This window comes from Halovulum sp. GXIMD14794, assembly GCF_054457455.1.
The window spans coordinates 381,958-394,515 of record NZ_JBTLNF010000004.1; the positions used below are offsets into that span (position 1 = coordinate 381,958).

Annotated in this window: 12 protein-coding genes; 9 read left to right on the plus strand and 3 right to left on the minus strand. The window is 62.6% G+C overall.

Annotated features, from left to right (window positions below; genetic code table 11):
* The first annotated feature begins 10 nt into the window (after positions 1–10).
* The 5 genes from ACW9UR_RS08540 to ACW9UR_RS08560 are packed head-to-tail and all read left to right on the plus strand — an operon-like array spanning position 11 to position 3,967.
* Positions 11–973 carry a type II secretion system F family protein gene (locus ACW9UR_RS08540; protein WP_458916541.1) on the plus strand — a complete coding sequence of 321 codons (963 nt, stop codon included), beginning with the start codon at positions 11–13 and terminating at the stop codon, positions 971–973.
* A 13-nt stretch (positions 974–986) separates the two neighbouring features.
* Positions 987–1,955 (plus strand): type II secretion system F family protein, encoded by a 969-nt coding sequence (locus ACW9UR_RS08545; RefSeq protein ID WP_458916542.1) that lies wholly within the window; start codon positions 987–989, stop codon positions 1,953–1,955.
* Positions 1,930–2,532, plus strand: coding sequence for a tetratricopeptide repeat protein (locus ACW9UR_RS08550; protein ID WP_458916543.1), 603 nt, complete (start codon positions 1,930–1,932; stop codon positions 2,530–2,532). Before ACW9UR_RS08545 ends, ACW9UR_RS08550 begins: the two co-directional genes overlap by 26 nt.
* 26 nt (positions 2,533–2,558) lie before the next feature.
* Positions 2,559–3,434, plus strand: a complete 876-nt coding sequence (locus ACW9UR_RS08555; RefSeq protein WP_458916544.1) for a tetratricopeptide repeat protein — start codon at positions 2,559–2,561, stop codon at positions 3,432–3,434.
* A gap of 29 nt (positions 3,435–3,463) precedes the next feature.
* Complete coding sequence (locus tag ACW9UR_RS08560; RefSeq protein ID WP_458916545.1) at positions 3,464–3,967, plus strand: A24 family peptidase; 504 nt, start codon at positions 3,464–3,466, stop codon at positions 3,965–3,967.
* Here the strand turns inward: ACW9UR_RS08560 and ACW9UR_RS08565 are convergent.
* Positions 3,936–5,561 carry a hypothetical protein gene (locus ACW9UR_RS08565; RefSeq protein ID WP_458916546.1) on the minus strand — a complete coding sequence of 542 codons (1,626 nt, stop codon included), beginning with the start codon at positions 5,559–5,561 and terminating at the stop codon, positions 3,936–3,938. The genes ACW9UR_RS08560 and ACW9UR_RS08565 overlap by 32 nt on opposite strands.
* Before the next feature lie 175 nt (positions 5,562–5,736).
* On the opposite strand from ACW9UR_RS08565, the gene ACW9UR_RS08570 reads away from it, so the two are divergent.
* A complete protein-coding gene (locus ACW9UR_RS08570) occupies positions 5,737–6,996 on the plus strand; it encodes an ATPase (RefSeq protein ID WP_458916547.1) in 1,260 nt (419 codons plus the stop codon).
* A gap of 73 nt (positions 6,997–7,069) precedes the next feature.
* Here the strand turns inward: ACW9UR_RS08570 and ACW9UR_RS08575 are convergent, their stop codons facing one another.
* Positions 7,070–7,513: a hypothetical protein gene (locus ACW9UR_RS08575; protein WP_458916548.1), complete on the minus strand. Its 444-nt coding sequence runs from the start codon at positions 7,511–7,513 to the stop codon at positions 7,070–7,072.
* Between the two features lie 153 nt (positions 7,514–7,666).
* Here ACW9UR_RS08575 and ACW9UR_RS08580 point away from each other — a divergent pair, with 153 nt between their 5' ends.
* From ACW9UR_RS08580 to pdeM, 3 genes are all read left to right on the plus strand, one after another.
* Complete coding sequence (locus ACW9UR_RS08580) at positions 7,667–8,482, plus strand: NAD(P)-dependent oxidoreductase (RefSeq protein ID WP_458916549.1); 816 nt, start codon at positions 7,667–7,669, stop codon at positions 8,480–8,482.
* 6 nt (positions 8,483–8,488) lie between these two features.
* Positions 8,489–10,885: a ligase-associated DNA damage response DEXH box helicase gene (locus tag ACW9UR_RS08585; RefSeq protein WP_458916550.1), complete on the plus strand. Its 2,397-nt coding sequence runs from the start codon at positions 8,489–8,491 to the stop codon at positions 10,883–10,885.
* Between the two features lie 96 nt (positions 10,886–10,981).
* Positions 10,982–11,662, plus strand: a complete 681-nt coding sequence (pdeM, locus tag ACW9UR_RS08590) for a ligase-associated DNA damage response endonuclease PdeM (RefSeq protein WP_458916551.1) — start codon at positions 10,982–10,984, stop codon at positions 11,660–11,662.
* On the opposite strand, the gene folD is transcribed toward pdeM, so the two are convergent.
* Positions 11,659–12,558 (minus strand): bifunctional methylenetetrahydrofolate dehydrogenase/methenyltetrahydrofolate cyclohydrolase FolD, encoded by a 900-nt coding sequence (gene folD / locus ACW9UR_RS08595; RefSeq protein ID WP_458916552.1) that lies wholly within the window; start codon positions 12,556–12,558, stop codon positions 11,659–11,661. The two genes, pdeM and folD, sit on opposite strands and share 4 nt — an antisense overlap.

Consider the following 12,558-nt stretch of genomic DNA (forward strand, 5'->3'; position numbering starts at 1 on the left):
GAGCCAGAGCATGAGCACGGAACCACTTATCTACGCGGCCATCTTCGTCGGCGTGTTCTTCATGATCGAGGGGATCTACCTCCTCGTGTTCGGCAAATCGGTGCGGCTGGAAAGCAAGGTCAACCGGCGGCTCGAACTGCTGGAGAAGGGCGAGTCCCGCGAGGAGGTGCTGGAAACCCTGCGCCGCGAACGCGAACAGCACAGCGGCAACCAGGGGCTTCCCGTGCTCGCCCCGCTCAGCGCCAAGGCGCAGCAGGCAAACATCGCCTTCTCGCCTGTCGGCCTGCTTATCGTGATGGTCATCATCGGGATTTCCGGCTTCATGGGGCTGACCTTCTTCACCGGTGCAAGCCTCGCGATCCGGATCGGCCTGGCCATCGTCATGGGTTACGGCGCGGTCTACCTTTGGCTCAACAACAAGGCCAAGAAGCGCATCGCGCTGTTCGAGGAGCAGCTGCCGGATGCAGTAGAACTTATTGTCCGGAGCCTGCGCGTCGGGCACCCGTTCTCATCCTCGATCAATATCGTCGCACAGGAAATGCCCGACCCGCTGGGGACCGAGTTCGGCATTGTCGTGGACGAAAGCACCTACGGCATGGACGTGACCGAGAGCCTGACCACGATGGCCCAGCGGATCGACATCCAGGACGTCAAATTCCTGGCGGTGGCTGTCAGCATCCAGTCTCAGTCGGGCGGGAACCTGGCCGAGATTCTCGACGGCCTGGCCAAGGTGATCCGCGCCCGCTTCAAACTGTTCCGCCGCGTGAAAGCAATCACCGCCGAAGCGCGTTGGTCCGGCTGGTTCCTATCGATCTTCCCGCTCGCCGCACTTGTCTTCATCCAGCTTATCCAGCCGGATTATTACGACGACGTTAAGAACAGCACAGCCTTCGTGCCGGCAGCTATCGTGGTCGCGGTGATGCTCTTCATCAACGTGATCTTCATGCGCGCGATGGTCAACATCAAGGTCTGAGAGGCGTAAACCCATGGAAATGCTGACGCTGGGGTGGGAATTCACGCACGCGGCCCTCGGACCGCTCGGCCCCCTCTATATCATGGGCTTCCTCGGGTTCGTCATGATCCTGATGACAGCGCCCATGCTGTTCCGCACAAAGCCCGATCCGCTGAACAAGCTGAAGGGCTCGAGCGTCTACCAGCCTAAAAAGGAAGAGGGGGGTGCGGTCCGCTTGCGCTACGACAGCGGCGGCCGGCAATTGGAGCGGTTCAAGCCCTACCTTGAACCGACCGATGAGAAAGAGCTGAGCCAGACGCGCCTGAAGCTGATGCAGGCCGGCTATCGTTCGCGCAATGCGGTGTCGACCTACCACCTGATGCGCTTCATGCTTGGGGTCGGGCTGCTGGCCATCGGCACGCTCACCGTCCTGATCCGCCCGGACGAGCCCGGGCTGACCACGGTCATCCTAAGCGTGCTAGGCCCGGGTCTGATCGGCTACTACGCGCCCGACTACTGGGTCGAACGCCGCAAGCAGGTTCGTCAGGAAGAAATCACCAACGGTTTTCCGGACGCGCTGGACCTTATGTTGGTTTGCGTCGAAGCCGGCCAATCGCTCGATCAGGCTATCCTGCGGGTCGCCAACGAAGTGCAGAATGCCTACCCGACGCTGGCCGAAGAGTTCGAGATCGTCTCGAACGAAATCCGCGCCGGTAAGGACCGGGTCAGTGTGCTTCGCGACATGGGCGAACGCTGCGGAGTCTCGGACATCTCGGCCTTCGTCACGGTGCTCGTCCAGTCGGCCACGTTTGGTACCTCGATCGCAGATGCGTTGCGGGTCTATGCATCGGAAATGCGCGACAAGCGTGTCATGCGTGCCGAGGAGAAGGCCAACAAGCTGCCCACCAAGTTGACGCTGGGCACGATGATGTTCACAGTTCCGCCACTGCTGATCATCCTTGTCGGACCCTCGCTTTATGAAATTGGCCGCGTTCTCTTCTGAACCTTCGCGTCTTCGCAAGTTTTGCGCCGCGCCCATCATGGGTGCGGCGCTTCTGCTTTCCGGTTGCGAGGATCCCGGGCGGCTGTCCGAGGCAGGTGCCGGGCCAGGCGGCACTCCCGCCTCGCGCCGGGTGACCGGAGAGGACGGACTGGCGATAGGGCATCAACTCATGGCGGCCGAGGAATATGAACTGGCGCTAGAGGCCTATTATGCGGCTGCCGTGGATCTGGGCCTGAACGCCGACGTCCTCACCGGCATCGGTTCGGCCAACCTTCAACTCGGACGCTTGAACCAAGCCGAGAAAGTCCTGCGCCGTGCATTGGACGAGGACGACAAGTTCGTCCCCGCATGGAACAACCTCGGTATTGTGCTCTACAACAGGGGCGAGTTGGGTGAAGCACGAGAGGCATTCCGCGTTGCGTACGCCCTGGACAGCGGGAATAGCGAAGAAATCCGGGACAATCTGCAGCTACTCGACGCAAAGCTGGCACAGGTTGTGCCCGATCAGCAGCCCGATGCCGATTTTCGCTTGGTCCGAAGGGGGAATGGGCGGTACCTTCTGCTTGGAAACAATTAATAATACCCGAGCAGAGGTACAGGCACATGAACTTCCGGACATCCCACCTGCCGAAGGTGGCGGTCCTCGCGGCTTTGGTCGTGGCGGGCTGCGACCATCAGGCAGCAAGCGACGCGGCGCGCGAGGAGATCGAGAACCTGGACGCGCTCAACGTCATCGACGAGAGCAATCTCAACGACTTGATGCTGAATTTCGCCGATCCCAACCAATCGGTCGCCTATTTCCAGCGAGGACTGGCCAGCGATCCCGGCCGCGTCGACTTCCAGCGCGGCCTGGCCAAATCGCTCTTGGCAGCAAAGCGCCCGGCCGAGGCGGCCTCGGTCTACGGCACGATGGAAGAAAAGGGCAATCTGAACACCGCCGACCGCCTCAAATACGCAGAGGCGCTGATCCAGACCGGCGAATGGAGCAAGGCCCAGGCGCAACTCGGCAAGGTTCCGCCGACCGTCGAAAGCTTCGAGCGTTACAAACTCGAGGCAATGGTCGCCGACAACCGCAAGGAATGGCAAAAAGCCGACACCTACTATCAGCAGGCCCGCGAGATGACCACGCGGCCGGCCTCTATCTATAACAACTGGGGCATCTCCAAGATCGCTCGCGGGGATCGCGGCGGCGCCGAGGACATGTTCATAAAGGCCATCAGCTATGACAGCACGATGTTCTCGGCCAAGAACAACCTCGCGATCAGCAGAGCAACCAGGAAAGTCTATGACCTGCCTATCGTGCCGATGACCAAGGCAGAAGAGGCCGAGCTGCTGCACAACATCGCCCTTCAGGCAATCCGCAATGGCGACGTCGACATCGGTCGCGGCCTGCTCGAGCGGGCGATCGAGACCCATCCGCGCCACTTCGAGGAAGCCTCGAACAAGCTCGCCGCGCTGAACAGCTCGGTTCTGCGCTAAGCACCTGACCCCGGGAGGGCCGCGTTCACATGACTATGCCGGACGCGGCCTTCTTCCTGCTCACGCTGCCATTTTCGCTTTGGGCGGCGTGGGGTGACCTGAAGCGGATGAAGATCACCAATGTCTTCAACCTCTCGCTCTTTGCGGTCTTCCTCGTCTCCGGCCTGATCCTTCTGCCACTGTCGGAATATGCGCTGCGTATCGGAATCGGCTTTGTTGCGCTGGTGGTCGGATTCGTCCTGAACGCGCGCGGCAACCTTGGCGGGGGCGACGCCAAGTACATCGCTGCCTTCATGCCTTTTATCCGGCCCGAGGACATCTCGCTGTTTTTCTTCATTCTGGCGTTCTGCCTGCTGGCCGCCCTTCTCGTACACCGCGCCGCGCGTGCGACGCCTTGGGTGCGGGCGCAGGCACCGGAGTGGAAGTCCTGGACGGCACAGAAATTCCCAATGGGGCTGGGCCTGTCCGGTGCACTAAGCCTCTACCTCGCGGTCCGAGGCTTCAGCCTGCAGCTCCCCATCGTAGCAGGATGAAGAGATCGGTCCGTAGGATTTCTTCCAGCGGACGATCGGCTTCGGCCACCTGCTTCAATTTCTCGCGGCGCGAGTAGTCCGAGATCGCGCAGAACGGCACCATCAGGTATTCAGCTTCGGCTAGATCGCCATCCGCCGCGTAGTACCAAGGCCCTGCGCCGCGGGTCGGCTCGAACGGACCGAAAAGCCACATCGAATCGTGGAAATCGGCGGTGTAGACCTGTTTGCCAACGACCTCCTCGACCTCGGCCAACTGCTCTGCAGCCTTCCAGAACCAACCGATGACCGATCCCTTGAGCGCGCAATCCGGGAACTCCTCGCCGTTGACAGTGATGGTCTGTGGCTCGGCATCTTCGGGGACCTCCCCCTCGGGATAGCCTACAGCAGTGAACGGCACCTGGATGTCGCCCTCGAACTTGCGGCTCTCCGAGATCAGGATGTCCTGCCGTCCCTCTTGCGGGAAGATCGCCGTCATGTTCTCGGTATCGTAGGAGAGGTTGCGCATCCCAGAGGTGGCGAGGTTCGACATGCTCGGGAACAGCAGCAGAAAGGCGAAGCACGCAAGAACTGTTGCCCCGATCCGCGGCGGCATGCCCATCAGCGGTTTAGCATCCTCGGAAGGCCGACAGGCGAGTAGCGTTATGCCGAGGAAGAACAGCCACTTCGGATCGTTCCCCCAGTTCTGAAAGGTGATGTATATGAAACCTGGTGCCAGCAGCAGCATGTAGAGCCCCTGCCGCTCCAGCCCCGATTTCCGCCAGAGCACGACCGCGGCCAGCAATGTCATGCTCATCGGCAGATACTGCGGGCTCGCGATCAGGTCGCCAAGCTCGACGCCCGGATGCTGACGCATCGGGCCCGACGCAACCGAGACCAGGTTGCCGATGTAAGCCTGCCAGAAGCCGAAGCCGCCATAGTAGACTGTTGCAGCGGCAAGCACCGCGAAGGCTGCGAAGAGCCCCCCCAGCAGGTAGCCAACTTGCCGTTCCCGCAGCAAGAAGACCAGGACCACGGGAAGAAGGGCCACCACATAGGTTATCTTGATGAGCAAGAGTGCCGCACCGGCAAAACCGGCCACTGCGCCGTCAACGGCAGGCACCTCCCAGCCGGAACGTGCGGGCAGCAGCACCGGCAGAATGATGAAGCTCGCCAGCACCCAGGCCCAGCGGTTGTAGTACATCGACAGCGCCAGCGCCGGGTTCTCGCCACCGAAGATCAGCGCCATCGCCAGGATCACCATGCCGGCGCCATAGAACAGGCGCAGCCAGCCGGTCAGGCGGCTCATGCCGACCCACCAGATGCCCGGCAGCAAGACCAGCGCGACCGCGGTCTGCCCCATCAGGAAGGACATGCCCGGACCGAATCCCCGCTCGAGGAACAGCTGCAACGGGAGGAATGCGAGCATTCCCAGCGGCGTCATCACGTCCACATGCGGCCTCGCCCCGGCCGCGAGCCGGTAGGCGATATCAAGCGAATGGATCGTGTCGCCCTCGTGGCCGGTGAGCTTCAATGAACCGGGTGCAAGGATAATCCCCGCCAGCACAACGAAAATACCAGCCAGAAACAGCGCAAAACGCAGCGGTGCGAATGTCATGGGCCTGCTCGATCATGGTTTTTAACGCAAAGTGACGCCTTTTCCGCCACCGGGCAACGCAGAAATGCCTTTTTTCCTCGGTAGGAGATTCATACGATTCGATGACATTCGGATATTTGCGGGGTTCGAGATGAACGATATGGCGTCCCTTCCGAGCAGCGTTAAAGCGCCGGCCATGCCCTTGCGGCTCGAGGATTTGGGACTCGAGACTGTGCTCATGCGGGATATCCTGCTCAAGACGTTCTTTCGCCGGAATCTGAGCAGCCTGACGGACACGGCCGCGGCGCTGTGCGTGACGCCGCCCATCGCGCAGGAACTGATCGACATCTGCCGCGAGAACGGCCTGATCGAAACGCTCGGCGCGCGAGGTGCCTCGCAAACGTCGGAACTGCGCTATCAACTGACCGACGGCGGTCGCGCCCGTGCGCTCGACGCATTGCAGCAGTCGGAATACTATGGCCCGCTACCCGTCCCGCTGGAAGACTACTGGAAGCAAACTGCCCGCCAGTCGATTTCGGATGCGGTGATCACGCAGGAGCGGCTTGAAGGCTCGATGGGTCATCTGGTGCTGCCCGCAGGCATGCTCGACCAGCTCGGCCCGGCGGTGAACTCCGGCCGCTCGGTGCTTCTCTACGGACCTCCGGGCAACGGTAAGTCGTCGATTTCGAACGGGATCCGCGATGCTCTGGGCGACAACATCTACGTACCCCAGTTCCTCGAATACGCCGGGCAGGTGATCTCGGTTTACGACCCGATCGTGCACACGCTGACCAAGACCAAGAAAGCCGAAGAAACCAGCCTGCGCCGGAGCGATGTCGAATTCGATCGCCGTTACGTATTGTGTCGCCGCCCTACCGTGATGACCGGCGGTGAACTGACGCTCGACATGCTCGACCTGAACTACAACGCGACCAGCCGCACCTACCAGGCGCCGCTGCAGCTCAAGGCCACCGGCGGCGTATTCATCGTCGACGACCTTGGCCGTCAGACCGAACCACCGCAGGCGCTGATCAACCGCTGGATCGTGCCGATGGAAAGCTCGTTCGACATCCTGTCGCTGCAGTCGGGCCAGAAATTCATGGTCCCCTTCGACACGTTGGTGATCTTCTCGACCAACTTCGCGCCCAGCGAAATGTTCGACGGCGCGGCCCTGCGGCGCATCTACTACAAGATCAAGGTCGACAACCCGAACCGCGAGGATTTCATCAAGGTCTTCGTGAAGACCTCACGCGCGTACAAGATCAACCCGGACGAAGAGGTGCTGACGCATCTGCTGAAGCACCGCTACCCCGAGGTGGGCAACAGTTTCGCGAACTACCATGCGCCCTTCCTGATCGACCAGATGCTGTCGATTGCCGAGTACGAAGGACGCGAGCGCAAGATGACCATCGACCTTGTCGATCGCGCTTGGGCAAACCTGTTCGTAGAAGAATAAGGGCCGGCCGACTACCAGCCCAAGGAAGGTCCGCCCGCCACGCTTCGGCGGGCGGACCTCGATCAATCAGGCATCAGCTGCCGAACTTCTCTTCCTGGCATTGGCGCACCGCGGCGACCCCGGCCTTGGTGCCTTCGAGGTTAACCAGGACCACGGTCCCGGTTTCCACGACCAGTCCTAGGACCTCCTTGTTCTCCAGATTATAGATGAAATCCGGATTGTTGAACCAGAAGTACCCGCCGACATAGTCGGGCTTGTCGACTTCGACCGCTTCTCCCGTGTAGAGGTCGCCGTCGATGTCCAGGACCATCTCGCCGCCGCCCGCAGGCACAAGACCGAGCGATGATGGCGCGAAGACCGCCATGTATCCGCGCGCATCAACCTTGTTGATGCCGATCTGCAGATCGACATCGTCTTCGAGGCGCTTCTCGATAAGGCAGCCCTGCATCTTGGTATTTGCCAGAACGCGCCAACCGCCGGCTTCACCATAAGGTTCGAAAGTCTGGGAAAGCCCCATAGTGGCACTCCCCGCAAGGGCGAAAGAAGCGATAGCAATTGAACGGAACATGTTTCCCCCAGTGTTGAAAATAGCAATCACCCTACATGATTAAACAGGTGCTTGCGACAGGGGTGTGACCCTTTCAGAATGCCGCGAAACAAGCAGGATATCGTGGGGCAGATCATGAAGACGGCAGTTGTCGGTTGCGGCGCAATGGGCGCGCCAATGGCAGAAGCGCTCATGAACGCAGGGGCCGACATCATCGGTCTGGATGTCCGGCCGAGCGATGCGTTCGGACCGCTCATGCCGGTGATGACCAGCGACCCCAAGGCGCTTGCGGATCGGCAGGTGGTGATCTCGGTTGTTCGGGATGTATTGCAAACCGAACAGATCCTGTTCGGACCTGACGCATTCCTGCCCCATGCCGCAGCGCTGGAAACACTTGTCATTAGCTCGACCCTGTCTCCGCGTTACACTCGGTCGCTGGCCTCGCGCCTCCCCGCCAGCGTCACCCTGATCGACGCCCCCATGTCCGGCGCTCCGGTCGCCGCGATCGAACGTCGACTTACGTTCATGCTTGGCGGCGACAGCGACCGGATCGGACAGCTCATGCCTCTCTTTGAGGCGATGGGCACCAGGTTCCACCATATGGGCGGGACCGGCGCCGGAATGACTGCCAAGGTGCTCAACAACCTGATCGCCGCCAGTTCCACCGCCGCCACCCGCACGGCTCTCGAGATCGGCAAAGCGCTGGATGTCGACGACGAACGATTGCGCGCGGTCTTCGCCGACAGCTCGGGACAGACATGGTTTGGCAGCAATTTCGACCGCATATCATGGGCACGCGAAGGATTTGATCCCGAGAATACGATGGGCATTCTGAAAAAGGATGTAGAGGCAGCCATCGACGCCGCGACCGAAGACGCAGAAGTCGAGTTGCCACGCGCCATTATCGCCGCAATCAGCCGGCTTGCGCCGTTCGACTAAGACAGCATGCTCCCGCAGCCCATCCAGAACTGGTTCGCGGCGCGCGGCTGGTCTCCGCATCCTCACCAGCTCGCACTCCTGGACCGGGCGGCGGAACCTGCAACGCTGCTGGTCGCACCAACTGGCGGCGGCAAGACGCTGGCGGGTTTCCTTCCGACGCTGGTCGATCTGAGCGAGGCCACGCACAAGGGCATGCACACGCTCTATGTCTCGCCACTCAAGGCATTGGCCGCCGATATACGCCGCAACCTGCAGGTCCCGGCGGATGAACTGGGCCTCGACATCCGCATCGAAGATCGCACCGGCGACACCCGGCAGGCGGCACGCGCCCGCCAGCGGGTAGACCCACCGCAGATCCTGCTGACCACGCCCGAAAGCCTTGCGCTTCTGCTCAGCTACGAGGATGCGCCGCGCATCTTCGCGGGCCTGCGCCGTGTCATCGTGGATGAGATCCACGCGCTCGCCGAAAGCAAGCGCGGCGACCAGCTGATGCTGGGGCTTTCGCGCCTTCAGGCGCTGCGCCCAGACCTGCGACGAGTGGGCCTGTCGGCGACCGTCGAGAACCCGCCGCGGCTCGCCGAATACCTCGCCCCCGCGCGCGGCGCCTGCGCGGTGATCCACGCCGATCCAGGTCCCGAGCCGGACATTTCGCTGCTGGAAACGCCCGAGCCGCCACCATGGGCAGGTGCCGGCGGGCGTTACGCTGCGGCGGCGGTGATGGAGCGTATCCGCGAGGCCCGCACGACGCTCGTATTCATCAACACCCGCGCCCAGGCCGAGCTGTTCTTCCAGGCGCTCTGGGCCGAAAACCACGAGGCACTGCCGATCGCGATCCACCATGGCTCGCTGGCGCGCGAGGCGCGCGAACGGGTCGAACAGGCGATGGTCGCGGGGCAGCTCAAGGCCATTGTCTGCACCGGCTCGCTGGACCTTGGGATCGACTGGGGCGATGTCGATCTGGTTATCCAGATCGGTGCGCCGAAGAACGTCAAACGGCTGGTGCAACGAATCGGCCGAGCCAACCACCGCTACGACGAGCCCTCTCGCGCGCTGCTGGTCCCCGCAAACCGTTTCGAGGTCATCGAATGCCGCGCCGCACTGGAAGCGGTGCACGAGCGCGACCTTGATGACGACGGTCGCGGCGACGGTCCGCTCGACGTGCTTTGCCAACACATACTGCTGACCGCCTGCGCCGGGCCGTTCGACGCCGCAGAACTGTACGAAGAGGTGCGCGGCGCTGGTCCGTACCGCGACCTCGACCGCACGGATTTCGATGACTGCCTGCAATTCTGCGCCACCGGCGGCTATGCGTTGCGGGCCTACGACCGCTGGCAGCGCCTCATGCAGACCGGGGGGCGCTGGCACCTGCGCGACCCGCGCACCGCCCGAAACCTGCGCATGAACATCGGCACGATCGTCGAGACGGAAACACTTTCCGTTCGCATGCGCGGCCGCGGCGGCGCCCCCCTTGGCGAGGTCGAGGAAGCCTTCGCCGCCACGCTCACCCCCGGCGACACATTCCTGATCGGCGGCCAGACCGTGCGCTACGAGGGCCTGCGTGAGATGGTCGTCGAGGTCTCGCGCAAGCCTGACCGCAAGCCGCTTATCGCGGTGTTCTCGGGCGTGAAGATGGCGACCTCGGTGGAACTGGCAACGCGGGTTGTCACGTTGATCTCCGATCCGTCGCACTGGCGCGACCTTCCCACCCATACGGCCGACTGGCTAGAATTGCAGAGCCAGATCTCGGCCCTGCCCCGCCCCGACCGGTTGCTCGCCGAAACTTTCGAGCGCGCGGGGCTCAACTATCTCTGCCTCTACAGTTTCGCCGGGCGCAACGCCAACCAGACCCTCGGCCTGCTGGTCACCCGCCGGATGGAGGAGGCGGGCCTCGGCCCCATCGGTTTCGTCGCAACCGACTATGCTCTGCTGATCTGGGGACTGGAGCGCGTGACAGACCCGGCGCCCCTGCTCAGCCCCGAGAATCTGCGCGCGGGGCTGGACAGTTGGCTGGCCGACAACGCGGTGATGAAACGGACCTTCCGCACCGCCGCCGTCATCGCCGGACTGATCGAACGCAACATGCCCGGCCGCCGCAAGACCGGGCGGCAGGCGACGTTCTCGTCCGATATTCTCTACGATACGTTGCGCAAGTATGACCCCGACCACCTGCTGATGCGCATCACGAGGACCGAGGCCGCGCGCGGCCTTGTCGACTATGGCCGGATCGAGGAAATGTTGGCCAGAGTTCAGGGTCGGATCGACATGGTTGCCGCACCCCATGTCACCCCGCTGGCCGCGCCACTGCTGCTGGAGATGGGCAAGGTGCCGATCAAGGGTGCGGCACAGGAGAGCGCACTGGAACTGGAGGCCGAGCGCCTGATGCAGGAGGCCGGCCTCGGTTGAACCGCTTGGCGTTTCTTTCGCAGGAGTTGTGACATCCCTGCATCACACCGCAGAAGTGCGCTTGCATCCACCCCTATGTTCTTGTTTTGTATTTTCATGACCGACACTCGATTTTCCCTCTGTGGCGCCGCCTTGTCGGCACGGCCTTCCGGCGCCTTGTGGTGGGCCGATGCCGGGATTCTGTGTGTGGCAGACCTGCACCTAGGAAAATCAGAACGGTTGGCTCGTCGCGGCGGCGCGCTTTTGCCACCCTACGAGACGCGCGCCACGCTTGATCGGCTTGAGGGGGAGATCGCGGCACTCGATCCGCGCAGCGTGATCTGCTTGGGCGACAGTTTTGACGATAGCACCGTGCTGGAATCACTGGACGACGCGACACGCTGGCAACTCAGCACCCTGATGTCGGGCCGCCGGTGGATCTGGATCCTTGGCAACCACGACCCTCAGGCTCCCGGCCTCGGTGGCACGGCGATGGAGGAAGTTTCTCGCGGCCCGCTGACTTTCCGCCACATCGCCCATCCTCGTACAGAACCGGGCGAGGTCTCGGGCCACTATCATCCGAAGATGAGCGTTCCGACGCGTGCCGGCACTATATCTCGTCCCTGTTTCGTGCATGACACGCGGCGGCTGATCCTGCCTGCCTTCGGCACCTATACCGGCGGGCTCAGCTGCACCTCGGGCCCGTTGCAGACCCTGTTCGAAGACGATGCCGTGTGCATCTTGACCGGCAGCAAGACCGCCGCCGTTCCGCTACGCCGCTGCGAAGAGTCCGCCTAGACGGTCAGGCCCTCGGGCTCCGGCAGGCCGTTGATGCGGCAGCACGCCGTCACCGTGTTGGCCAAAAGACAGGCGATGGTCATGGGGCCGACACCGCCCGGCACAGGCGTAATCGCGCCCGCGACCTGCGCCGCGCTTTCGAAATGCACATCCCCGATCAGCTTCGTGCTACCGGCTTTCTCGGGGTGAGGCACGCGCGTGATCCCCACGTCGATCACCGTCGCGCCCGGCTTGACCCAGTCGCCCTTGACCATCTCGGCACGGCCCACTGCGGCCACGAGGATATCGGCACGCCGACAGACCTCCGGCAAGTCGCGTGTGCGCGAGTGGGCCACGGTTACCGTGCAGTTCTCCCTGAGCAGCAACTGTGCCATCGGCTTGCCGAACAGGTTTGAGCGACCAATGACGACCGCCTCAAGGCCGGACAGGCTGTCAAACCGGTCGCGCAGCAACATCAGGCATCCCAACGGCGTGCAACTGACCAGCGCGTCCAGTCCGGTCGCAAGACGCCCCGCATTGGTCACACTCAGCCCGTCGACGTCCTTCGCCGGATCGATCCGGGCGACGGTACGCCTTTCGTCCAGATGGTCCGGCACCGGGAACTGGCAGAGAATCCCATGCACCGCCGGATCCGCATTCAGCTTGTCGATCAGCGCAAACAAGTCTTCTTCGGACGTATCCGCAGGCAGCCTATGTTCGAACGAAGCCATGCCTACGGCAACGGTCGCCTTGTGTTTGTGGCTGACGTAGACCTCGCTCGCCGGATCCTCGCCGACGAGGATCACCGCAAGACCGGGACGGATACCGTGTTGGTCCCGCAGTTTCGCGACCTCGGCCGCCACGCGCTCGCGCACGTTGGCCGCGAAAGCCTTTCCGTCAATGATTTCCGCCGTCAT